At 72.0% G+C, this 23684-nt stretch carries 20 protein-coding genes; 6 read left to right on the plus strand and 14 right to left on the minus strand.

From position 1 onward, the window contains the following. Positions 1-127: 127 nt before the first annotated feature. Positions 128-682: a peroxiredoxin gene (locus AB0K37_RS28145; protein ID WP_345176552.1), complete on the minus strand. Its 555-nt coding sequence runs from the start codon at positions 680-682 to the stop codon at positions 128-130. Between the two features lie 363 nt (positions 683-1045). Then, entirely contained in the window at positions 1046-1933 is an 888-nt protein-coding gene (locus tag AB0K37_RS28150; protein ID WP_363986064.1) for an NAD(P)H-binding protein, read from the minus strand. A gap of 104 nt (positions 1934-2037) precedes the next feature. On the opposite strand from AB0K37_RS28150, the gene AB0K37_RS28155 reads away from it, so the two are divergent. Further along, the gene (locus tag AB0K37_RS28155) at positions 2038-2742 is read left to right on the plus strand and encodes a TetR/AcrR family transcriptional regulator (protein ID WP_363986066.1); all 705 of its coding nucleotides are present in this window, start codon (positions 2038-2040) and stop codon (positions 2740-2742) included. Positions 2743-2802: 60 nt separating this feature from the next. Here AB0K37_RS28155 and AB0K37_RS28160 read toward each other — a convergent pair whose 3' ends face one another. After that, positions 2803-3438, minus strand: coding sequence for a TetR family transcriptional regulator (locus AB0K37_RS28160; RefSeq protein ID WP_363986068.1), 636 nt, complete (start codon positions 3436-3438; stop codon positions 2803-2805). 142 nt (positions 3439-3580) lie between these two features. Here AB0K37_RS28160 and AB0K37_RS28165 point away from each other — a divergent pair, with 142 nt between their 5' ends. The 4 genes from AB0K37_RS28165 (at position 3581) to AB0K37_RS28180 (ending at position 13304) form a co-directional block, all read left to right on the plus strand. Then, positions 3581-5014 (plus strand): carotenoid oxygenase family protein, encoded by a 1434-nt coding sequence (locus AB0K37_RS28165; RefSeq protein WP_363986069.1) that lies wholly within the window; start codon positions 3581-3583, stop codon positions 5012-5014. An 88-nt stretch (positions 5015-5102) separates the two neighbouring features. Then, positions 5103-6050: a LysR substrate-binding domain-containing protein gene (locus AB0K37_RS28170; protein WP_363986071.1), complete on the plus strand. Its 948-nt coding sequence runs from the start codon at positions 5103-5105 to the stop codon at positions 6048-6050. 135 nt (positions 6051-6185) lie between these two features. Continuing rightward, positions 6186-9620 (plus strand): CDP-glycerol glycerophosphotransferase family protein, encoded by a 3435-nt coding sequence (locus AB0K37_RS28175; protein ID WP_363986073.1) that lies wholly within the window; start codon positions 6186-6188, stop codon positions 9618-9620. 78 nt (positions 9621-9698) lie between these two features. Then, a complete protein-coding gene (locus AB0K37_RS28180) occupies positions 9699-13304 on the plus strand; it encodes a CDP-glycerol glycerophosphotransferase family protein (RefSeq protein WP_363986075.1) in 3606 nt (1201 codons plus the stop codon). 33 nt (positions 13305-13337) lie between these two features. Here AB0K37_RS28180 and AB0K37_RS28185 read toward each other — a convergent pair whose 3' ends face one another. The 7 genes from AB0K37_RS28185 to AB0K37_RS28215 all read right to left on the minus strand — a co-directional run bounded on the left by AB0K37_RS28185 (position 13338) and on the right by AB0K37_RS28215 (position 20116). Further along, a complete protein-coding gene (locus AB0K37_RS28185; protein ID WP_363986077.1) occupies positions 13338-14039 on the minus strand; it encodes a class I SAM-dependent methyltransferase in 702 nt (233 codons plus the stop codon). A gap of 134 nt (positions 14040-14173) precedes the next feature. Continuing rightward, on the minus strand, positions 14174-15067 hold the full coding sequence (locus tag AB0K37_RS28190; protein WP_363986079.1) for an SRPBCC domain-containing protein: 894 nt from the start codon (positions 15065-15067) through the stop codon (positions 14174-14176). A 219-nt stretch (positions 15068-15286) separates the two neighbouring features. Then, entirely contained in the window at positions 15287-16141 is an 855-nt protein-coding gene (locus AB0K37_RS28195) for a xanthine dehydrogenase family protein subunit M (protein ID WP_363986081.1), read from the minus strand. Next, positions 16138-18537: a xanthine dehydrogenase family protein molybdopterin-binding subunit gene (locus AB0K37_RS28200; RefSeq protein WP_363986083.1), complete on the minus strand. Its 2400-nt coding sequence runs from the start codon at positions 18535-18537 to the stop codon at positions 16138-16140. Before AB0K37_RS28200 ends, AB0K37_RS28195 begins: the two co-directional genes overlap by 4 nt. Next, positions 18534-19025, minus strand: coding sequence for a (2Fe-2S)-binding protein (locus AB0K37_RS28205; protein WP_345176581.1), 492 nt, complete (start codon positions 19023-19025; stop codon positions 18534-18536). Before AB0K37_RS28205 ends, AB0K37_RS28200 begins: the two co-directional genes overlap by 4 nt. A gap of 186 nt (positions 19026-19211) precedes the next feature. Then, positions 19212-19919 carry a peptidoglycan-binding protein gene (locus AB0K37_RS28210; protein ID WP_363986085.1) on the minus strand — a complete coding sequence of 236 codons (708 nt, stop codon included), beginning with the start codon at positions 19917-19919 and terminating at the stop codon, positions 19212-19214. Continuing rightward, positions 19916-20116, minus strand: a complete 201-nt coding sequence (locus AB0K37_RS28215; protein WP_363986087.1) for a hypothetical protein — start codon at positions 20114-20116, stop codon at positions 19916-19918. The genes AB0K37_RS28210 and AB0K37_RS28215 overlap by 4 nt, the downstream gene beginning before the upstream one ends. 679 nt (positions 20117-20795) lie before the next feature. Between AB0K37_RS28215 and AB0K37_RS28220 the strand changes: the two genes are divergently transcribed. Then, positions 20796-21230: a cysteine dioxygenase gene (locus AB0K37_RS28220; protein ID WP_360350641.1), complete on the plus strand. Its 435-nt coding sequence runs from the start codon at positions 20796-20798 to the stop codon at positions 21228-21230. On the opposite strand, the gene AB0K37_RS28225 is transcribed toward AB0K37_RS28220, so the two are convergent. The 4 genes from AB0K37_RS28225 to AB0K37_RS28240 form a co-directional block, all read right to left on the minus strand. Then, a complete protein-coding gene (locus AB0K37_RS28225; RefSeq protein WP_363986089.1) occupies positions 21181-21606 on the minus strand; it encodes a hypothetical protein in 426 nt (141 codons plus the stop codon). The genes AB0K37_RS28220 and AB0K37_RS28225 overlap by 50 nt on opposite strands. Before the next feature lie 252 nt (positions 21607-21858). Then, the gene (locus AB0K37_RS28230; RefSeq protein ID WP_363986090.1) at positions 21859-22563 is read right to left on the minus strand and encodes a TetR/AcrR family transcriptional regulator; all 705 of its coding nucleotides are present in this window, start codon (positions 22561-22563) and stop codon (positions 21859-21861) included. A gap of 112 nt (positions 22564-22675) precedes the next feature. Continuing rightward, positions 22676-22900: a hypothetical protein gene (locus AB0K37_RS28235; protein ID WP_363986092.1), complete on the minus strand. Its 225-nt coding sequence runs from the start codon at positions 22898-22900 to the stop codon at positions 22676-22678. Between the two features lie 66 nt (positions 22901-22966). Further along, on the minus strand, positions 22967-23635 hold the full coding sequence (locus AB0K37_RS28240) for a hypothetical protein (protein WP_363986094.1): 669 nt from the start codon (positions 23633-23635) through the stop codon (positions 22967-22969). Positions 23636-23684 lie beyond the last annotated feature (49 nt).

The raw sequence follows: 23684 nt of genomic DNA on the forward strand, positions 1-23684 counted from the left end.
GGGCGCACTTCCGGGCTAAAACCCTCTTGATCCTGGGTCTTTGGGGGGGGCGGGCGGGCCGGGGGTCGCGCGGCCGGCCGCCGTCGGTCCGTGGTCGGACTCCGCCGGGCCGGGCCCGGCGAGGGGCTCAGGCCCCGGCGAGCAGCTTGGTCGCGTCGAGCGTGTCCTCGCCCTTGTTCCAGTTGCAGGGGCACAGCTCGTCGCTCTGCAGGGCGTCCAGGACCCGCAGGACCTCCTTGACGTTCCGGCCGACGGAACCGGCGGTCACCATGGCGAACTGGATCTCGTTGTTCGGGTCGACGATGAACGTCGCGCGCTGGGCGACGCCGTCCTCGGTGAGGATGCCGAGCGACTCCGAGAGTTCGCGCTTGAGGTCGGACAGCATCGGGAACGGGATCTCCCGCAGGTCCGGGTGGTCCTTGCGCCACGCGTAGTGGACGAACTCGTTGTCGACGGACGCGCCGAGCACCTGCGCGTCGCGGTCGGCGAAGTCCTCGTTGAGGCGGCCGAACTCCGCGATCTCCGTCGGACAGACGAACGTGAAGTCCTTGGGCCAGAAGAACACCACGCGCCACTTGCCCTCGTAGGACTTGTGGTTGATCGTCTCGAACGCGTTCTCGGCGTCCAGCGAGACGCAGGCGGTGAGCTCGTACTCGGGGAACTTGTCACCGACAGTAAGCACGCATGCTCCTTCATCATGAGAAAGGGGTCGCCTCCGCACGGGGAGGCGCGGGGAGGCCGCGGGCTCTCCGCCTCGGCGGCCGATGTCACTCAGAGTGCCCCGACTCGATCAAAAAGAGAAATCGATAGATCCCACAAGCGCGATAGGTGTGGCCTATCAATGTGACGGACGGCGCGCTGACCTGCGAAGAGGGGGCGTTGGGCTCGCCGTCCGGCCGTCCGATAGATATAGATCACACGGATTCGCTCATATTGGGACTAACGCTGCGTAGCGCGCAAGTGTAGGGCGCTCGGCTCTCCCCGGACAACAGGTGATCTTCGGTGACGGTGCCGACGTCTCGCCGCCGCCCATCCCGAGGTTCCGCTACTGTCCGTCACGGCCTGGCCGGCGCGGTTCCGGGGTGAGGGCCGCCCCGAGGACGTCCCGGAGCGGGGTCGGAGGACGGTTCAGCAGGCGGCCGAGGGCGGGATCGACGCGCGAGAACTCGCTTCGGCGCGCTGCGGCGAACATGGCCGTGAGAATGTCCGCCCCATGCTCGGGAACGCCGTGCGCGATCAGGCCGGACCGGTACTCGGCGTCCGATACGACCACGTGCCTGATCGGACGTCCGGTGATCTCGGAGGCGAGGGCCGCGACCCCGGCCATGTCGACCGCCTCGCCGCCCGTCAGGGCCGGGGTGACGCCGTCGAAGATCTTCTCGGCCAGCGTGGCCGCGGCGGCTTCGGCGAGATCGTCGTGGGAGGTCCAGGAGACCGGCCCGTCCTCCGGCACCGCCAGCTCGCCGGTCCGCAGGGCGGCGTCGAGGAGCGCCGCCGTCGTGGAGGCGTAGAAGCCGTTGCGCAGCGACGTGAAGGGGACGCCCGAGGCCCGCAGCGCCTCCTCGGTGGCGGCGTGGTCCCGCATGGGCGGGAAGAGGGAGGACGGGCTCGTGCCCATGTGGCCGGTGTAGACGATCCGGCCGGCGCCCGCCTTGACGGCCGCATCGATCGCGGTGCGGTGCAGGCGCAGCGCCGCCTCGCCGGTGGTGTCGGCGGACACGATCAGGACCTGCGACGCGCCCTCGAACGCGTGGGCGAGGCTCGCGGGATCGGCGTAGTCGCCCCGGCGGACGCGGACGCCGCGTTCCCGGAGGTCTTCCGCCTTCTCCGGATCCCGGACGCTGACCCCGATCTCTTCGGCGGGGACGTGCCCGAGCAGGCGCTCGACGGTCATCCGGCCGAGTCTCCCGGTGGCCCCGGTGATGATGATCATTGCTCTCTGCTCCCTCGCTCCGGCACGCCGGAATCAGTGCTAACGCAATCACGGTAACACTGATAACAGAACAGTGCTAACCCAAGTCTGTTATCGTCGTTAGCATGCAGGGAGGGCAGCCGGGCGACGGACCGCGGGAGCGGATCCTCGCCGCCACCGCCGAGCTCCTCGCCGAGGGCGGGCGCGAGGCCGTCTCCACGCGCGCGGTGGGGGTCGCGGCCGGAGTCCAGGCGCCGACGATCTACCGGCTCTTCGGGGACAAGCGCGGCCTTCTCGACGCGGTCGCCGCCGAGGGCTTCGCGGCCTACCTGGCCGCCAAGGCCGACCCGCGCCCCGACGCCGACCCGGTGGACGACCTGCGCGCCGGATGGGACGAGCACGTCGAGTTCGGCCTGGCCAATCCGGCCCTCTACATGCTCATGTGCGAGCCCCGTCCCGGTATGGCGCCGGCGCCGGCGGCGGTCGCCGGGATCGAGATCCTCTCCGCCCGCATCCGGCGGATCGCCGAGGCCGGGCGGCTGCGCGTCGGTGAGGAGCGTGCCGTCCGGCTCGTCCACGCGGCCGGCTCCGGCACGACCCTCGCGCTGATCGCGATGCCCGAGGACGGCCGCGACCCGGGGCTGTCCGCCATGGCGCGCGAGGCGGTCATCGCCGCGATCACGAGCGACGCTCCCGTGCCGGCGGCGCCCGGCCCGGTCGGCGCCGCCATCGCCTTGCGCGCGGCCCTTCCCCGGACCGCCGCCCTGACCGGACCGGAGCGGGGCCTGATGCGGGAATGGCTCGACCGCATCGCCGAGCGATCCGGCTGACGCTCGCCGCCGACGGCCGGCCTCGCCCGAGAGCGGCCTTCGACCGGGGCCGGGAACGGCTCAGCGGGGCCGGGCGGCGGCGTGGGCGGCGAGGGCTTCGGCGGCGTCGGCGAACATGTCGGCCAGACCGGACAGGGAGGTCTGGATCTCGCCGTCCAGCCAGGCGACGAGGTTCTCGTTCCACCCGGCGACCAGCATCGTGGCGACGAAGCGCATGCGCGCGTCGGCGTCCGGTGGGATGTCGTAGAACATGCGGGCGTACTCGATGACCAGGCGGGCGTAGTCGCGGCGGGCGGCGTGCTGGCGGGCCCGCAGGACGGGGCTGGCCGCCGCCTCGACCAGCACCACGCGGATCTTGCGGGGGTCGGTGCGGCCCGTGTCCAGCGCGGCCATGGCGGCGGAGCGGACGGTCGTGCGCAGGTCGGCGCCCGGCCCGGCGGCGGCCACTCCCCGGGCGGCGGCCTCGGCGATCTCCGCGACGATCCGGTCGTGGACCTCGGTGAGCAGGGCGTCCAGGTCGGTGAAGCTCTCGTAGAAGTAGCGCGGGTTGAGGCCGGCGCGCGCGCAGACGGCGCGCAGGGACGTCCCCCGGACGCCCTCCGCCGCGAGCAGGTCGAGGCCCGCGTCCAGGAGGGCGGCGCGGCGGTCGGCGCGGCGGCGGTCGGCGGTCACGCCGCCGTACGGGCGAGGGCTCACCCTGCAATCTTGACACAGCCGTTGCCAGAATCTACCTTTCTGGTAACACGCGTAGCCAGATGGGGAGGCCCCCGTGCCCCGCTCCAGCGACACAGACGCCCGGACCACGGAAACCGCAGCGCCCCGGCCCGGCGAGCCGGACATGGCGCGCTTCTTCGCGCCGCTCCTGCGCGAGCACGACTACGTCGTCGACCAGATCGACGGGGAACTCCCGTCCGGCCTCACCGGGACGCTGTACCGGATCGGCCCGGGCAAGTGGGAGGTCGGGCGGACGCTGATGCACCACCTCTTCGACGGCGACGGGATGGTCGCGCAGTTCGCGTTCGACGGGCGGTCCGTGCGGTTCCGCAACCGGTACGTCCGGACGCCGCAGTTCAAGCACGGCCTGGTCTCCGGCGGGCCCGTCCGTCCGGGCGTCGGGACGCCGCTTCCCGGCGGCTTCTGGGCCAACTTCGTGAAGGGGAGGGGCCCGGCGAACCCCGCCAACACCGGCATCGCCCTGCACGCCGACCGGCTGCTGGCCCTGTGGGAGGGCGGCCCGCCGCACCGGCTCGACCCCGACACGCTGGAGACGCTCGGCGTCCACGACTTCGACGGGCGGCTGCGCGGCGCGCTCAAGGCGTTCTCCGCCCACCCGAAGTGGGATCCGGTGACGGGCGAGATGTTCAACTTCGGACAGGACTTCAGTCCGCTGCCTTCCCTGAACTGCTGGAAGGTCGACCGGCGCGGCCGGCTGCGGCGGCTCGCCCGGGTCCGGATGGCGAACATGCCGTGGAACCACGATGTGGCGCTGACGACCCACCACATGGTGTTCGTCCTGGACCCGTACATGGTCGACCTGCGCACGATGTTCGGCGGCGGCGCGTCGGTGTTCGACGCGATCCGGCACCGCCCCGAGAAGGGGACGCGGTTCGTGCTGGTGCCGCGCGGCGGCGGCCCGGCGCGGGTCGTGGAGCACGAGGCGCTCGTGCACGTCCACGTGGCGAACGCCTTCGAGGACGGCGCCGACACCGTCGTCGACCTGGTGCTCTTCGACGACTTCGAAGCGATCAGGCGTGACCTGTCCGACTTCCGCGCCCGCTTCACCGACCTGCCGTCCAGCAGGCTGACGCGCTACCGGATCACCCCGGCGGGACGCGTGATCGAGACGCCGCTGTCCGACCTGCCCGGCGAGTTCCCCCAGTACGACTGGCGCCGTTCCACGCGCAGGCACCGCTACACCTACATGACGGGGCGGACGGGCCCGAGCGGCGAGTACGACACCGTCCTGAAGGTCGACAACGACACAGGCCGCACGCAGGCGCACGAGGCCGGCCCCCACACCTACGTGGGCGAGCCAATCTTCGTGCCCCGCGCACCGGACTCCGCCGAGGACGACGGGTGGCTCCTGGCGGTCGTGTATCTCGCCGCGGAGCACCGCTCGCGGCTCACCATCCTGGACGCCAGGGACCTCACCTCCGTTGCCGACCTCCACCTCCCGCACCACATCCCGTTCGGCTTCCACGGCACCTTCACCCCGCGCGTCGCCGACCCCGACGCCCCCATCCCCCATCCAGACCGCCTGCCCGTCCGCTGAGCGCCTGCCCGCTGTGGTGAACACCACCCCGCCTCGACCTGGGACAAGTCACGGTGCGTGATCGAGCTTGGGTAATGTCTGCGGCAGGATGGGGATCAGCAGACCGACGGTGGCCCAGTTGCGGGCGTTCCTGGCATTGGCGGAGTACCTGCATTTCCGTGACGCCGCCGCCGCTCTGCGCATGAGCCAGCCCGCCCTGTCCGGGGCCGTGGCGGCGCTGGAGGAGGGCCTCGGGACGCAGCTCGTCGAGCGGACGACGCGCAAGGTCCTGCTGACTCCCGCTGGGGAGCGGGTCGCGCGGCGGGCCGAGACCGTCCTGGCGGAACTCGACCGGCTGGTCGAGGAGGTCCAGGCCGTCCGAGGGATGCTCGTCGGGCCGCTCAGGGTGGGCGTCATCCCGACCGTCGCGCCGTACCTGCTGCCGGTCGTCCTTCCCCGGCTCGCCAAGGAGTTCCCCGACCTGGAACTGTCCGTCCACGAGGAGCAGACCGGCCACATCGTCGCGGAACTGCTCGCCGGACGCCTGGACGTGGTGCTGCTGGCCCTTCCCGTGCCCGCGTCGGGCGTGACGGAGCTGCCGCTGTACGACGAGGACTTCGTGCTCGTCGCGCCCGCCGGGTTCGAGCTCGGAGCGACCGGGGTCGCGCGGGAGGCGCTCAACGACCTCGACGTCCTCCTGCTGAACGAGGGCCACTGCCTGCGCGACCAGGCGCTGGACGTCTGCCGGGAGGTGGGGGCGCGCGCCGCCGCGGCGACGTACGCCACGAGCCTGGCGACGCTGGTCCAGCTCGTGTCGGGCGGCCTGGGGGTGACGCTCGTCCCCGAGACGGCGCTGCCCGTGGAGACCCGCCGGGCGCCGAACCTCGGCCTGCACCGGTTCGCGGCCCCGGCGCCGTTCCGCCGCATCGGCCTGGGCTTCCGGGCGACGTCGCCGCGCGCGGACGAGTTCGAGGCGCTCGCCTCCAGCATCCGCGCCGCCCTCTCCGAGTCGGGCGCGGCCGAGTCGGGTGCGGCCCCCGGCATCCGCCCCGTCTGATCCTTCGGGTTAACGCCCAGGTCAAGCCGCGGCCAGGCGAGGTCAAGTCTGCGTCAGGGGACGGCCTCGCAATCGCGATGCGCGTTCGTGCGGCGGCGTGACGTCACCATGCTCGGGGGGCGAGGAGGAGGCCCCATGTCCCCGAAGCTCAGCGTCGTCGTGCCGTTCCACAACACCGAGGAGTACCTCCAGGAGTGCCTGGAATCGCTGGCGGGCCAGACGCTGGGCGACCTTGAAGTGATCATGGTGGACGACGGGTCCACCGACAACGGCGCCGTGATCGCCAAGGACATGTGCGGCCGCGACCCGCGGTTCCGGCTGCTCACGCGGGAGAACGAGGGGCCGGGGCCCGCCCGCAACGCGGGCGTGCGGCAGGCGAGGGGCGAGTACCTGGCGTTCGCCGACGCCGACGACGTCGTGGAGCGCGAGGCGTACGCGCGGCTGGTCGCGTCCCTTGAGCGGACCGGGTCGGACCTGGCGTCCGGCAACGTCCAGCGGATGGACGACGACCGGACCTGGCAGTCGCACCTGCACGACGGCCTGTTCACGCAGTCCCGTTCGAAGACGCATGTGTCGTCGATGCCGATGCTCATGCGCGACCGGACGCCGTGGAACAAGGTGTACCGGCGTGCGTTCTGGAACCGGACCGGTCTGGAGTTCCCCCCGGGCTACTACGAGGACCCGCCTGTCACGGCGCGCGCGCACGCCCTGGCCCGTTCCGTGGACGTCCTGAGCGAGACGGTCTACTTCTGGCGCAGGCGTCCCGGGTCCATCACGGAGGACCGCTACGACTGGGACAACTTCAGCCAGCGCATGCGCTCCGCGCGGGTCGTCCGGGACGGTCTGGCCGACTACGCGCCGCAGCTGCTGAACGCCTACGACGAGCACGTGCTGATCCCCATTGAACTTCGCGTCCTGTCCGAGGCCCTTCCGAGGACGCAGGACGAGAACCGCCGGGAACTCGTGGCCATGGGGGCGGCCCTGGCCCGGCAGGTGAACGCGCGCGTCCTCAGGCGGCAGCCCGCGATGACGCGCCTGCAACTGCACCTGCTGTGCCGGCGGATGCTGCCGGAACTGCTGGAGGTGCTGCGCTTCGTCCAGCTGCGCAAGGCGGCGGACGCGCCGCGCGTGCGGCGCGGCCTGCGGCACCGCTGGTACGCCGAGTACCCCTTCTTCGAGGACGAGGACCGGGGCGTCCCGGCGCACGTGTACGACGTGACCGACGAGCTCAAGTCGGTCGCGGCGATCGACCGGGCCACCTGGGCGGACGGGCGGCTGCGCCTGGAGGGCCACGCCTACGTCCGGCATCTGGACGCCTCCAGCGAGGACGGGTCCCGCATCCGGGTCTGGCTGGTGGCGGCCAACAAGCGGGGCCTCATGCGCGTCCCGGTCCGGAGGGTCCGCAGGCCGGACGTGACCGCCGGGTCGCGGCAGTCGAACGTCTCCTACGACTGGTCCGGCTTCGTCGCGGAGATCGACCCGTCCGCGCTCCGGATGTTCGGGCGCTGGCGGGACGTCGACTGGGTGCCGTGCGTCGAGATCGTCAACCGGGGGCTGCGGCGCCGGTCGACGTTCGCCGGGCCGCGGCTCACCGGCCGGCAGTGGCCGCGGGACAGGGAGTGCGCGCCGGGCGTGCTCGTCCAGGGCGTCACGGGCCGGAACCGGTTCGTGATCCAGGTGCGCCGCACGCCGGCGGCGGTCGTCGGCTGCCACCTGGAGGGCGGCGAGCTGTGGCTGGACGGCTGGAGCCGCGTCCCGCTCGGGGACGAGCCGCGCGTCACCGCCGCCCCGAGGACGGGGCGGGCCACGGTGCTCGGGCCGGTCGAGCCGGTCGGGGCCGACGGGTTCCGGGCGCGGCTGCCGGTCGCCGGGCTGGCCCGGCGGCAGGGCGACTGGGAGATCGCGCTTTCGGAGGGGATCCGCCCGTACCTGGACGAGGACGCCGCGGGCGCCGCCTTCTCCGTGCCCGGCGGGGAACTGGAGATCGCCAGGACGCGGCGCGGCACCCTGCGGATCGTTTCCCGCGGCCGCGTCCTCGCCGTCGAGGAGGTGTCGTGGTCGCCCGAGGGCGCCCTGCGCCTGGCGGGCACGTGCTCGGAGCGGATCGGGCGGCCCGACTCGCTGGTCCTGCGGCGGCGGCGGTCGAGCGAGGAGCACGCCGTCAGGCTGCACTGGGAGGACGACCGGTTCACCGCGGTGTTCTCGCCCGCGCGCATGCCGGTGCTCGGGCTGTCGCGCCCGCTGGTCTCCGGCCGCTGGGACGCCCTCGCCACCGTCGGCGGGGAGGAGCAGCCGGTGGTCGTCCGCCGCCACAGCCTCCGCGACCTGCCCGAGCCGTTCGAAGCGGGCCTGCACCGGATCACCGTCCGGGCCCAGAAGACCGACCAGTTGCAGTTGCGCGTCGAGACGGCCTTGGACGATGACGAGCGCGGAGCCTACGCGCAGAGCCGCATACGGTCCGGGCACTACCGGCGCCACCTGAACCTGCCCGTCCGTGAACTCGCCGTGTTCGACGCGTACAAGGGTCGCCAGTACTCGTGCAACCCGCGCGGCATCTACGACGCGCTGCGTCGCCGCGAAACCGACCTGGAATGCGTGTGGGTCACCGAGAACGGGCAGTTCGGCAAGCCTTCTGGCGCCCGCACCGTCCTGGCCGGGACGCGGGAGCACTACGAGGTGCTCGCCCGCGCGCGCTACATCTTCGGCAACTGGTCGCAGCAGGAATGGTTCACCAAACGCGAGGACCAGACCTACGTGCAGTGCTGGCACGGGACGCCCCTGAAGAAGCTCGGGTACGACGTCAAGCAGATGCCCTTCAAACGCACCGAGGGCGTGGACTGGATGGAGCACGACGTCCCTCAGTGGGACCTCCTGCTCGCCCAGAACGCGTTCTCCGTGCCGCTGTTCCGGCGCGCGTTCGGCTACGGCGGGGACGTCCTCGAAAGCGGCTACCCCCGCAACGACGTGCTGAGCAGCCCGCACCGCGACGAGATCGCCGCGGCGGTGCGGCGGAGGCTCGGCATCCCGGAGGGCAAGCGGGTCGTCCTGTACGCCCCGACCTGGCGGGACGACTTCCACCAAGCGATCGGCAAGCGCGCGTTCCGCCTCGAATTCGAGATCGACAGGTTCCGGGCCGCGCTGGGCCGCGACCACGTCCTGCTCCTGCGGACGCACTACCTCGTCACCGACCGCCCGAGGCTGCGGCCGGGCGACTGTGTCATGGACGTCTCGGTCTACCCCGACATCTCGGAGCTGTTCCTCATCAGCGACGTGCTCGTCACCGACTACTCGTCGTCCATGTTCGACTTCGCCGTCACCGGCCGCCCGATGGTGTTCTTCACCTACGACCTGGAGCGCTACCGCGACCACGTGCGCGGCTTCTACTTCGACTTCGACGCCGAGGCGCCGGGGCCGCTGCTCGCCACCACGCAGGACGTCGTCGAGGCCCTGCGCGAGCCCGCCGCGCTGGAGACCGGGTTCCGGGACGCGCGCGCCGCCTTCGCCGCCCGGTACTGCCCGCACGACGACGGCCACGCGGGCGCCCGCGTCCTCGACCGGGTCCTCCGCTGAGCCCCGGCCCGACCGGCCTCGAACCCGACGAAGCCCCGCAAGCCCACGAATCCCCGAAAGCGCAGTACGGAGCCGCTCGTGTCCCCGCAGATCAGCATCGTCGTCCCCATCCGCAACACCGGCGGCCGCCTGGCGGAGTGCCTGGAGTCGATCGCCGGGCAGACGCTGCGCGACATCCAGGTGCTCATGGTGGAGGACGGTCCGGACTACGGCAGAGCCGCGAAGGGCCCCGCCACCACCGATGACGCTGCCGTCGCCAAGGAGTTCGCGGGCCGCGACGACCGTTTCGCCCTGCTGCAGCCCGCCCCCGGCACGACGGCGGCCGACGCGGGCATCGCGCAGGCGAAAGGCCGCTACCTCACCTTCGCCGACGGTGAGGACACGGTGCCGCCCTACGCCTACGAACTGCTGGTCGGGACGCTGGACAACACCGGTTCGGACCTCGCGGGCGGGAACGTCATGTGCCTGGACGAAGAACAGGCGTGGCAGTCGCCGCTTCACAGCGACCCTTATGCGGAGACCGTGTTGTCCACGCACGTGACCCGCCATCCCACGCTCCTGCAAGACAGGACGGTGTGGAACAAGGTCTACCGGCGCTCGTTCTGGGACGCGTACGGCTTCGAGTTCGGCACTAGCGGAGACCTCCTCATCGCCGTGCAGAGCCACGTGCTGGCCTCCGCCGTGGACGTGCTGGACGCGACCGTCTATTTCTGGCGGGACCGTCCCGGGACGGCCTTGCGCACGCGCCCCGACCCGGCCGACATCACCGCACGCATGGCGACCCTCGCGAAGACGCGGGAATTCGTCCGTACGCATGCGCCGGACCTTCTGCCCGTCCACGACATGTACGCGCTCGACCTGGACGTGCGCGAACTGATGCTGGCCCTGCCCGCGGCCACCTGGGAGGAGCGCGAACACCTGGTGGAACTGGGCGCGGAGGTCGTCGCCGGCGCCGGGCGCCGCGCCACGGCGGGGCTTGAGGCGATCAGGCGGCTGGAGACGTATCTGCTCAGTGAGTGCATGCTGCCCGAACTGCTGGAGGTGCTGCGCTTCGAGCAGGACGGCCTGCGGGACGTCCCGCTGGTGTCGCGCGGCCGTCTCCGGCAGCGCTGGTACGCCCGCTACCCCTTCTTCGACGACGCCGAGCGGGGCGTCCCGGAGGACGTGTACGACGTCACCGACGAGCTGGCGCTGTGGGCGGACGTCGACCGTGTGGAGTGGGACGTCGACACCCTCATCGTCGAGGGGCACGCCTACATCGACCGGTTCGCCGTGGCGTCGGTGACCGATACCCGGATCCGCGTGTGGATGCGCGACGTGCGGACCGGCAAGGAGATCCGGCTGCCGGTGGAGCGCCGCTACGTCCCGGAGGTCACGGCGCGCTCCGGGCAGGCGAACGTCTCCCTCGACTGGTCCGGCTTCACGGTACGGGTGGAGCCCGAGTACCTGCTGGACAACGACGAGTGGCGGACGGCCACCTACGAGCTGTTCGCCGAGGTGACGACGGCCGGGCGCAGGGCGGTGCAGCGGCTGACCGCGATGGCTCCGGCCGTCAGGTGGACGTCGCCGCGGCAGGTGGACGAGCACGTGGCCGTCCAGCCGGCGGCGGGCGACGACGACGTGTTCGTCGTTCACGTCAAGCGGGCCAAGGCCGTCGTCACCAGGGTCGGCCTCGACGGCGACGCGCTGGTGCTGTCCGGCTGGACGCGGCGCGCGCTCGGTGCCGGAGCCGCGATGGTCGCGCTCCGAAGGCACGGGGGAGACGAGGTCCGCGGAGAGGTGACGCTGCGGCAGGCGGCCGCCCTGCGGATGGCGGAGGGCACCGGGTTCGACTTCACGGCGAGGCTGCCCCTGAAGTACCTCGCGTCCGTGCCGAACGGTACGCCGAACAACACGCCGAACGGCACGCCGAACACCGTGCCGTACGGCACGCACCTGCGCGACGTCATCGACTGGGACATCCGGTTGACGGGTGAAGGCGGCCCGCTCCGGCTCACCGTCGCGAGCAACGTCAAGCCCGCCCGCTTCGCCCTGCCGGAGAGCGCGGGGCGCGGACGGGAGTTCGCCGTCAGCCGCACGGCGTTCGGCAACCTGCGCGGAGTCGAGCGCAGCTTCCGCCCGGTCGTCACGGCCGCCGCATGGGACGCCAACGGACTGCTCACGCTGAGAGGCGACTTCGCCGACCCGGAACACCGCCCCGACCACTTCGTCCTCCGGCGGCGCCGGTCCGGCGACGAGCACCGCGTCCCCGTCACCTGGGAGGGAAGCCGGTTCACCGCCGCGTTCCTCCCCGCGACGGTGTCCGTTTTCGGGACGGACCTGCCGCTGAGCAGCGGAACCTGGGATCTGGTGGCGCCCACCCGTTCGGGGGAGGTGGCCGTCGTCGTCGAACGTGAGGCCATCCCCGACCTGCCCGGCCGGCACCGCGCGGGCACGCACGAATTCGAGCTCGGCGTCCACCAGATCGACGCGCTGATGCTGCACACCCGTGTCTCCCTGGAGGACGACGAGCGCGGCGGACACGCGCAGACCCTCCTCCAGCAGAGGGACTACACCGTCTACCTGCGGAACCCTCTGGCCGACATGGTGGTGTTCAGCAGCTACAACGGCTCCCAGTACAGCTGTAGCCCGAGGGCCGTCTATGAGGAACTCATCCGCCGTGACGCCGACCTGGAATGCGTGTGGGTCTCCCAGGACGGCCAGTTCGCGGTGGACGGAAAGGCCACGACCGTTCTGGCGGGGAGCCGCGAGCACTACCGCGTCCTCGCGCACGCCCGGTACGTCGTCGCCAACCAGACGATGCCGCCCTGGTTCTTCAAGCGGACAGGTCAGGTCTACCTCCAGACCTGGCACGGCACCCCGTTGAAGCGCCTCGCCTACGACCTCCAGGACATGCCGTACCAGCGCACCGAGCGGCTGGACTGGATGGAGGAGGAGGTGCCGCGATGGGATCTCCTGCTGTCCTCCAGCCCGTACGCCACCCAGGTCATGCGGCGGGCCTTCCGGTACGAGGGCGAGGTCCTGGAGACAGGATTCCCGCGCAACGACATCCTCAGCACGCCCGAGTGGGAACGCATCGGAACCCGCGTCCGGAAGCGCTTGGGTATCCCGCAGGGCAAGAAAGTCGTCCTCTACGCGCCGACATGGCGGGACGACCGGCATCACGCAGAAGGCAAGCTGGGCTTCTCGCTGGAGCTGGACGTGGAGACCATGCGACAGGCCCTGGGCGACGACCACGTCCTCCTCCTGCGGACGCACCACTGCATCACCGACCGAGACCGGATCGCTGCGGTTCGGCTCGCCGACGGTGACTCCGGCCCCTTCGTCATCGACGTGTCCCGGTATCCCGACATCGCCGAGCTGTACATGGCCGCTGACGTGCTCGTCACGGACTACTCGTCCGCCATGTTCGACTACGCCATCCTGGGCCGCCCCATCGTCCTCTACACCTACGACCTGGACTGGTACCGCGACCACGTGCGCGGCTTCTACTTCGACCTGGAGGCCGAAGCGCCCGGCCCGGTCGTGCGGACGTCCGCGGAGGTCGCCGAGGCGGTCAGGGCGGCGTCCGCGAGCGAGCAGCGCTACGCCGACGCCTACGACCGCTTCTTCGTGAAGTACTGCCCGCACGACGACGGCCAGGCCGCGTCCAGGGTGGTGGACCGCGTCTTCGGCAAGGCCTGAAGGAAGGAAGGGAGGGAGGGAGGGGCCCGCAGTTCAGCCTGGACGGCGGGCCCGCGCGAACAGCCAGACGCCAGGCCACGAGGCGACCGGCAGGCGCCGCTCCAGCGAGGCGGACAGGCGCAGCGCCTCGTTGACGAGCGGATGCAGCGGAGCCAGGTCCTCGCGCCGCACCGTCCGGTTCCTCAGCAGACGCAGGAGCGGACGATGCAGGACGCCCCTGCTCCACACGCGTTCCAGCACAAGCCCCGCACCCTCCAGCAGGTCGGCCAGAGTGCGGCGAGAGTAGCGGCGGACACGTCCGAGAGCCACGTCCTGCGCCGACCACAGAGCCATGTCGCAGGGCACGGACACCAGCGCCGTCCCGCCCGGCCGCAGCACCCGCGCGACCTCCGCGGCCGCTCGCCCGTCGTCCTCCACATGCTCAAGCACGTCGAGGGCCAGCGCCAGGTCGAACTCGCATGCCGGCAGCGGCAGGTAACGCGCGTCGCCCTCGTAGGCCTCGACGCCGTAGGCGCGGGCCAGCGCGACGGCGTCCGGGCTCAGATCGATCGCGGTGGCGCTCCAGCCGTGGCCGGCCAGTACGCGGCAGGCCGCCCCGGACGCGGCGCCGATGTCGACGGCCGTCCCGGGCACGCTGAACCGCAGCAGTTCCGCGGACAGGATCTCGCGGCGCTCGCGGTACCACCAGTTGTCGTTCTCGATCCGCGCGATCCGCTGGAGCTCGGTGGTGTCCACCGGACAAGCCGACCGCACCGGCGGCGGCGCGTTCCATCGACGCCGCCGCCCGCGCACGGATCGTTGACGCCGGTTTGACCCCGCCCCGGACGTGCGCGCCGGCGAGCGCTTCTAGCGATCGGCGCTTCCTGTGATCAGCGCTTCCCGCGGCGGCGCACGAGGAAACGGATGATCAGGAGGACGGCGACCAGGCCGCCGACCGCGGGAACGGCCCGCTTGGCGATCGACGGGCCCGCGAACTCCAGCAGGTCGATCGCGTCGTCCTTCTCCTCCACCTGCCGCTTCTCCGCCAAGCGCCGCACGCGCCCGCTCTCTTCTCCTCCGGCCGCGGCGGGCGGCGCAAGGGGCTCCTTGGGCTCCGCCCGGACGGGGCCCGGCTGGGCGGCCGGCTCCTCCGGTGTCGCAGGGGCCACGCTCGTCTCCGCCTCCAACTCCGGTTCGGCGGCCTTCTCAGGGCTCTCCGGGGTGGCGGAGGGCGCCTCCGTGGGCGCCACGGCGGCGGTGGCCGGCGTGTCGGCGGTGGCCTCGGCCGGCTTCTCGGCAGGAGCGGACGGGGCGGCCGGGGCCTCGGCGGCGGTCTCCCCGGGGGCCTCGAGCTCGGCGGCCAGCTGCTTCGCGAACCGCGCGATGATCTTGGAACCGACCTCGGACAGGATGTTGCGGCCGAACTGCGCCGGGCGGCCCGTCACGTTCAGCTTGGTGTGGACGGTCACGCGGGTGGTGCCGTCCTCCCCGTGCAGCCTCGCCTGCACGGTCGCCGCCGCCGTCCCCGACCCGCGGGCCTCCTTGGCGGACGCCTCCATCGTGACGACGCGGGACGACTCGTCCGCCGAGACGATCCGCGCGGTGCCGCGGTAGGTGATGGTCATCGCACCGACCTTCACCTTCATCCGGCCCGAGTACTCCTCGCCGTCGACCGAGTCGAGCGTCGCGCCCGGCATGCAGGCCGCGACGCGCTCCACGTCGAGCAGCACCGACCAGGCCTGATCCACCGGCACGGGGACGGTGAAATCGTGGTCGAGCTCCATGATCAGTGTCCTTATCGTCCGGAGACCTCGCCCCGACCCTACGGCGGCCGCCCGTCGCGTCGCCAGTGGGGCCCCGGGCGCCTCGGTACGCCTCAGGCACCCCGGTGTACCCCGCCCCGCAGTGATCATGCGGCGCGGGAGAACAAGGGGCGCCGGAACGCACGCGGCCGGACGCCGGGGCGACGGCGCCCGGCCGCGTGCTCCCGCCGCGCGGGCGGGTCAGCCCGCGGCGGCCGCCAGCGCGCGTGCCGTCAGCACCGTCGCCAGGTGGGCCCGGTACTCCGACGACCCGTGCAGGTCCGTGGGCGGCTCCGTGCCCGCCGCGGCCTGCGCCGCGGCGGTCCGGAACGCGTCCTCCGACGCCGACCCCCCTCTCACGGCCGTCTCGACCGCGCTCGCCCTGACCGGTGCCGGGCCCATGTTCGTCAGCGCGACGCGCGCCTCCTCGATGCCGTCACCGTTGCGGTGGACGGCGCACGCCACCCCGACGATCGCCCATGCCTGCGCGGTCCGGTGGAACTTCTCGTAGTGCACGCCCCAGCCCGCACCCAGTTTCGGCACGCGCACGCCCACGAGCAGCTCGTCCGGCTCCATCGCCGACGTCATCCAGTCGACGAAGAACTCCGACGCGGGGATCTCCCTCTCGCCGCGCGAGGACCGGACGAGGAACACCGCGTCCAGCGCGAGCGCCACGGCGGGCAGGTCGCCCGCCGGGTCCGCGTGGGCGAGCGACCCGCCGAAGGTGCCGCGGTGCCGGACCGCCGGGTCGGCGACGGTCTCCGTCGCCTGCACGATCAGCGGGACGTGCTCGCGCACCAGCGGATCACGGATCACCTGGTGGTGCGTCGCCATGGCGCCGATGAACAGCGAGTCCCCCTCGTCGCGGATCTCCCGGAGCGCGCCGAGCCGGCCCAGGTCGATCAGCGCGTCGGGGTAGGCGAGCCGCAGCCGCAGCAGCGGCATCAGGCTCTGCCCTCCCGCCAGCACCTTGGCGTCCTCGCCCGCGTCGGCCAGCGCCTGGACGGCGTCGTCCACCGAGGCGGGACGGACGTAGTCGAACGTCGCGGGAATCACTGCTCACCTCCGGCCGAGCCGAGTCCGCCGCCCGCGCCCGGTTCCGCGGCCGCCGGCTTCTCCTCCGCGCGCATCGCGCGCCACACGCGTTCCGGCGTGCACGGCATCCGCACGTCGTGCACCCCGTAGGGGCGCAGCGCGTCCACGACCGCGTTGACGACCGCGGGGGTCGAGGCGATCGTTCCGGCCTCGCCGACGCCCTTCACTCCCATCGGGTTGGACGTCGCCGGCGTCTCGGTGCGGTCCGTCGTGAACGTCGGGAGGTCCGCGGCGGACGGGACCAGGTAGTCGGCCATCGTGGTCGTCGTCAGGTTGCCGTCCGCGTCGTACACGGCCTCCTCGTAGAGCGCCTGGGCGATGCCCTGCGCGAGCCCGCCGTGGACCTGCCCCTCCACGATGAGCGGATTCACGACCTTGCCCACGTCGTCCACCGCCACGTACTTGCGGAGCTTCACCATCCCGGTCTCGGTGTCGACCTCAGCTGCGCACAGGTGCGTGCCGTGCGGGAAGGAGAAGTTCTCCGGGTCGAACGTGGCGTCGGAGTCCAGGGACGGTTCGATGCCGTCCGGCAGGTCGTGCGCGGCGAACGCGGCCAGCGCCACCTCCTGGATCGTCTTGCCCTCCTCCTGGACGCCGCGGACGCTGAACCGTCCACCGGAGAACTCCAGATCCTGCTCGGACGCCTCCAGCAGATGCGCGGCCACCTTGCGGGCCTTGTCCACCACCTTCTCGCAGGCGGAGAACAGCGCGACCCCTCCCACGGCCAGGGAACGGGACCCGTAGGTGTCCATCCCCTTGGGCGAGATGGCGGTGTCGCCGTGCAGGACCTTCACGTCCTCGAACGGCACGCCGAGCCGGTCGGCGGTGATCTGCGCCCACGCCGTCGCGTGGCCCTGCCCGTGCGGGGACGTACCGGTGACCACCTCGACCTTGCCGGACGGCAGGACCCGCACCGACGCGTGCTCCCAGCCGCCGGCCCCGTACGACAGCGACCCGAGGACCCGGGACGGGGCGAGACCGCACATCTCCGTGAACGTGGACACCCCGATGCCCAGCTGCACCGGATCGCGCCGTTCCCGCCTGTCCGCCTGTTCCGCACGGAGCTTGTCGTACTCGAACAGCTCCAGCGCCTTGTCGGTCGCCGCCTCGTAGTTGCCCGTGTCGTACGTGAGGCCCGCGATGGTCTCGTACGGGAACTCCTCGTGCGCGATCCAGTTGCGGCGCCGTACCTGGATGGGGTCGATGCCCAGTTCGTGGGCCAGCTCGTCCATCATCCGCTCGATGGCGAAGGTGGCCTCTGGGCGGCCCGCACCCCGGTAGGCGTCCGTGGGCGTCTTGGTGGTGAAGACCCCCGTGCAGGTGAACGACAACGCGTCCATCTTGTAGATGCCGTTGAACATGAACGCGCCCAGCAGCGGGATGCCGGGGGTGACCAGCATCAGGTACGCGCCCATGTCGGCCAGCAGTTCGACCTTCAGGCCGCGGATCCGGCCGTCGCGCTCGGCGGCGAGCGTGAGCCGCTGGATCTGGTCGCGGCCGTGGTGGACGGTCATGTTGCCCTCGCTGCGGGTCTCCGTCCACTTGACCGGACGGCCCAGCCTGCGGGCGAGCAGCAGCGCGAGGACCTCCTCCCCGTACACCTGCAGCTTGGAGCCGAAGCCGCCGCCGACGTCCGGCGCGACGACCCGGATCCGGTGCTCGGGGATCTCGGTGACCGTGGCGAGCATCAACCGCAGGATGTGCGGGATCTGCGTGGCCGAGTACAGCGTGAACTCGTCCCCCTCGGGGACGCACAGCACCGACCGCGGCTCCATGGCCGTCGGGATGAGCCTCTGCTGGACGAAGCGGCGCTCCAGCACGACCGGCGCGTCCCGCATCGCCGCGTCGAGATCCCCGTTCTCGAACACCCACGTGTAGGACTTGTTCGTGCCGAGGTCCTCGTGCACCAGATCGGCGCCGTCGGCTATGGCGGCCTCCATGTCCACGACGGCGGACAGCGGCTCATAGTCGACGTCTATCTCCTCCAGGGCGTCCATGGCCGCGGCCTTGTCGCGGGCCACGACGCATGCGACGGGCTCGCCGACGTAGCGGACCTCGTCCACCGCCATGGGCGGGTGGGCCGGATGCTTCATGTCCTCGGTCACGACCCACGCGCAGGGCAGCGAACCCTGTTCCGCGGCGAAATCCCGGCCGCTGAACACGGCGACGACGCCGGGACGCTCCTTCGCCGGCGCGGTGTCGACCCCGGTGATCCGGGCGTGCGCGAACGGGCTGCGCAGGAACGCCACGTGCAGCGTCCCCGCCGGGGTCATGTTGTCGGTCCACCGCGTCCGGCCCGTGATGAGCCGCGCGTCCTCCGACCGCTTGCGCGGGGTGCCGACCTCCTGCACGGTCACGGCGTCACCTCCTGCCGGCCGGGCTCGCGCATGTCGCTCGCCGCCCGCCGCACGGCCTTGACGATGTTCTGGTAACCGGTGCACCTGCACAGGTTCCCCTCGAGCCCCTCCCGCACCTCGTCCTCGGACGGGTCGGGATTCTCCCTCAGCAGGTCGAGCGATGCCATGATCATGCCGGGCGTGCAGTAACCGCACTGCAGCGCGTGCTCCTCGTGGAAGGCCCGCTGCATCGGGTGCGTCTCGCCGTCGACGCCGAGCCCCTCGACGGTCGTCACGTCATGGCCGTCCGCCTGGACGGCGAGCACGGAGCAGCTCTTCACGCTCATCCCGTCCATCAGGACGGTGCAGGCTCCGCAGTTGCTGGTGTCGCACCCGACCGGGGTCCCGACCTTTCCCAGCCGTTCGCGCAGATATTGGACGAGAAGGAGGCGCGGCTCGACGTCGTCTTCGTACGTCGCTCCGTCGACCTCCACACGGATACGTGGCATGCGGTTTCTCCCAGGGACGTCTCGGGGTGGACAGCAGGTGAGACGTCCCTGGGAGGAGCGCGCTGATCCGGCCACGTCATCGGGGCCACCTCCGTGGAAGGCGACCCTACGAACCTATGCCGGGGTTGAATGCCGTACTAGTCCCCGACGTCGCTTATTTACCGACGTCTGGGGTACTGATGGCCGCTAGTGCACGCGGAGCAGAACCGGCCAGGTCTTCGGCCCGACGATCCCGTCGTCGTCGACGCCGCCCCACCGCTGCACGGCCTTCACGGCCTTCTCGGTCTCGTCGTCGAACTTGCCGGTCATGCTCACCTCGGGGTGGCTGCGCGCCAGCAGCAGCCCCTGCAGGGTCTCCACGTGCTCGCCGGAGTCGCCCTTGTTCAGCTGCGGCAGCTTCTTCACCATGTCCTCCGTCCAGTTGCCCCCGCCGTAGGCGGGCCGTCCGTAACCAGCGATGACACTGGAGTCCCTGACGCGGCGCCTCACCGAGTCGCTCGTGTTGCCCTCGATCGTCTGCAGCCGCCCGCCGCCGAGGACCTTCTCGACGACGCCGACATGGTCGATCGCGCCGATGCTGTTGGTGGCGCCCCAGTCGAAGAACACGATGTCGCCGGGCTTGGCCTGGTTGACGCTCGCGGTGGTCCCGCTGTGCCAGCGCCCGGCCTTCTGGAAGTCCTGCGCGTGCCACACGGTGTAGGCGCGGTCCCCGCCGGGCAGGACGGCGCCCGCGTTGCCGCTGTGCCGCGCCCAGTAGGTGATGGCCATGTCGCACCAGGACGCCCTGAGGAACTCGCTTCCGTGCCTGGAGGCGTACTCCCGGGTGATGGTGTTCGGACGGCCGGCCGTCCCGAGCGACTTGCGGGCCTCGGCGATCATTCCCGCGGCGCTCATGCCGGGTCCTCCTGCTCGGTCCCGTCCTGGAGGGCCCGGCCCTGCCCGCGGAAGATCCCGTCGGCGTCAGGCTCGCCGTACAGCTCCCGCAGGATCTGCTCCTCGTCGGGTTCGGTGGCCCGGTGGACGTCGGGATTCACGTCCACCTCGTCCATGTGAGCCGCTTCCGCGGCGTCTGTTTCGGTCTGGGGGGTCACGTTGCTTCTCCGCAGCGTCGGAGTGTCCGATCGGTCGGGAGCCTGCTCCGTTCCGTCAGCGGCTCCGGGCCGACCGTAATGGGAACAAGCCCACTTTCTCCGGTTTTTGGGCGAAAACACGTGATTGCTGGATTTCTGCCGTTCACCAGCGAAGACGGTCGATCGGCCGGCGCGCCTTCCGCGACCCAACCCCCAGGAGGGCGGCGGCCGGCCTCGGCCGCGCGCGGACGCCGTTCAGGGCGGGCGCTGCCGTTCTGAGCAGGGGATATTTGGCGTTTCCGGGGTAGGGGCCGCCTATGTTCTTCTTTTTCTCTTCCCGCCTGGGTTGCCTGGGGTCGCTCCTCGTGACCCTGGTGCTCACGTGGGTCGTTTACGTGTTCCTCAGCCGCTGAGCCCGCGGCGCGGGGCGAGCCCCGCCGAGGGGCCCCGCCGAGGGGCCGCGGCGACCTTCGCCGGGCGGATTCCGGTCGACTCTGGGTGATCAGCTTGACAAGGTTCGGTTACCGAGTGTCTCCTTGTGTGCGTGACGAAGCGCGTGCAGACCGACAGCCCCGTGGCCCTGGGTCGCGTGGCCAGCGCGCTGTGTCCTTCGTGTTGTCGCTGATCCCCGTTCCGGGCGATCGTCGCTTCCGCTGACGGTCCCCTTTTCCAGCCGGCACACCTGCACGAAGGACTTCCCGTGGACCTTTCCGTGGTTCCCGACCTCACCATGCGCGGCCAGGACGATCCGCACGGCCGCGCCACCGCCGTCCGTCCCGCGACCGTCGGGCAGCTCGCCGCCCGCGTCGGCGACCTCGCCGGACGCCCCGGCGAATGGTGGCGCCTCGTCCGGTTCGACGCCGCCGGGCCGGTGCACGTCCCGCTGGACGGCCGCACCTGGCTGACCACCTGGCCGCCCGGCCACGGCGGGACGATCCCCACTCGGGTCAGCACGCTGATCGCGGGCGAGCTGGCGGAGGTGACGATCACCGCGCGCGGCGTCACCGAGCGCCCGCTCCGGGCCAACCGGGTCCGGGTCCACGGTGGCCCGCCCGCGCTGACGAATCCGGGTCCGGCGTTCGCGGTCAGCCTGCACGCCGGTGCAGGACGTCCCTGGGACCTCCCGCCCACGTGACCACCAGCTCGCCCGAGCGCAGGGCGGCCCGCCCGTCGAGCCGGTCACGGGAGCCGTTCGCACAGCTCAGCTTGATCCGGCCCGTCGCGTCCACGGTGCCGGTGCAGAAGCCCGGCGAGTTCAGCGCGGCGGCGCCCCGGTAGAGGAAGAGCGCCACGCGCCGCGAACCGGATCCCGCCGTCCAGGTGCCGTCCAGCGGCGACTTCTTCTCCGCACCGGGCCGGACCCCGTTCAGCACCGGCGGCGTCGGACGAGCGGTCGGCGCGGACGGCGAGGGCCGCGCCGACTCGGGCTCGCCCGAGTCGCTGCAGCCGGCCAGCGAGGCGGCGAGCAGCGCGGCGAGGGACAGGCACAGCGTGGCCACGGCCGGCCGCATGGGTCCTCCAGGGAATGAGGGCGCGCGGCGGGCCCCGGGGGATTAGGCCCGCCGCGCGTGCACCGGGGGTCGGCGCGGGGCGGCCCGGACCGCCCGGACGCCCCACGCAAGATCCACACCAATAGAAACCCGTGGGTTTTTCACGTCAAGGGGGACGGGGGCCTCCGGCCGCTTCCGGTCAGCGGTCGGCAGGGACGGGCGCTGGGCGGGCTCCCGGCGGCCGGGAACCCGCCCGGCGCCGGTCATGCCAGGTCAGCCGGGGTCACCGGTCAGGTAGGGGGAGGCGGCTTCGCGGCCGATGAGGGGGAGCAGCGCGAAATAGGTGAGGGACGGCAGCAGCGAAGGCAGCTCCTCCGCCTCGCCCGTCTCCATCTGGACGTGGATCGCGCTGTAGATGCCGCCCACGATCGCGTCCACCACCGGGACCGGAACGGGCGCCAGGGACGGGTCGGTGAAGAAGGCGCGGAACCGGGTGAGGTTGTCGATGCGCGCCTGCCTGACCTGCGGCCCCGCCGCGTTCACCTCCACCAGCGACGCCCGCGCGAACCGCGGTTCCCGGGCGAGGGCGGCGAGGAGCGCGCGCAGCCCCGCGTGGATGCCGTCCGGCCAGGACGGCGCGGCCTCGTAGGCCTCCGTCATGCGGCGGAGCAGGATGTCCATGCCGCGCTGGTAGGCGGCGAGGAAGCACGCGTCGAGGTCGGAGAAGTGCGCGTAGAACGTCTTCTTCGTGACGCCCGCGCCCTCGGTGACCCCGCTGATGGTCGTGTGCGCGAAGCCCCGCTCCGAGACGACGTGGACGAGCGCGTCGATCAGCCGCTCCCGCTGGATTCCGGCGACGGTCTCGGGGGAGAGGCCGTGGCGCCCCGGCTTGATGGCGCGGCGCGGGTCCAGCGCGGACCGGGAGCCGGGCAGCGCCTCGGCGCACCCCGTCTCCGGTGTCCCGGCCTTCCCCGACATCGGCCCTCGATCCGTCACCTGCCGTCGAGGTCACATTACTCGGCGTTCCCTGCCCGGGGGGAAGCCCCGGGCCGTGCGGCACGGGTCACAGCGGTGGGCCGGCGCCGGCGCGTCAGCGCAGGTGGCGGCGCCGCGAGCGGGTCAGCACCCGGACGGTCCCGACCAGCCCCAAGCCGATCAGCACGACCGGGACCATCGCCGTCACGGGCAGGACGTCCCCGTCCGTCAGGCCGTCCGCGAGGAACAGCCCGGCCAGGACGAGGAAGAACAGCCCCGTCACGGGCCCCGCCGGATCGAACCGGAACCGCTTCTCGCCCGCCGCCTTCTTACCGGCCATCTCCCTGCCCGCCTTCACTCGCTGTGACCTGTCTCGCCGGAACCCGTCTCACGGGCGGGCGCGATCTCAGACACGGTGCACGTCCACGTCTCCGAGCTTGCCGCGGATCCGCAGGACGATCACCGGCGGGTTCGCGGCGTGCGCGACCTCCGGCTCCAGGGTCCGCACGACCCTGGCGGCGGGCCCGCTCGTCGTCCGGTGGTCGATCCGCACGTCGCCGAGACCGATCCGCGCGTCCACCAGCACCCGGGCGGTGGGCGGCACCGTGACCTCCAGGCCCCCGAGCCCGACCTCGGCGTTGATCGTGACCCGCTGGCCGGCCGCGACCGGCAGCGCGGTGAGGTCGAGGTCGCCCTGCCCGACGCCCACCTTGTACACCCGGCCGATCTGCGAGGCGTCGGTGGGACGCCAGTCGACCTCCCCGTACTCGGCGTTGCGCGGGACGTCGCCCGCGACCGAGGTGGTCAGCATGGCGAGGGTCAGGACGGTCCCGGCCGTCGCGAGGCCGCCCGTCCGGAACCAGCCGCCGACGACGAGGCCGAGCCCGAGGACGGCGAGCGCGGGCGCCATGACGATCAGCCAGGAGTCCGGGGCGGGGTGGCCCTCGGCCACCGGGATCAGCGCCGCGCCGGCGGCCATGGCCGCGAGCAGCGTGATCGCCGCCACCGGCGACGTCCTGCCGCCGCAGCCGTCCTGGGCCCACCCGAGCTTTCCTGAGGGGCTGCCGGCGGGCACGCGGCATCTCCGACGAAGCGACTCGACCTCAGAACGATACGGGGTATCC

This window comes from Actinomadura sp. NPDC049753, from assembly GCF_040674655.1.
Taxonomy (GTDB): domain Bacteria; phylum Actinomycetota; class Actinomycetes; order Streptosporangiales; family Streptosporangiaceae; genus Spirillospora; species Spirillospora verrucosospora.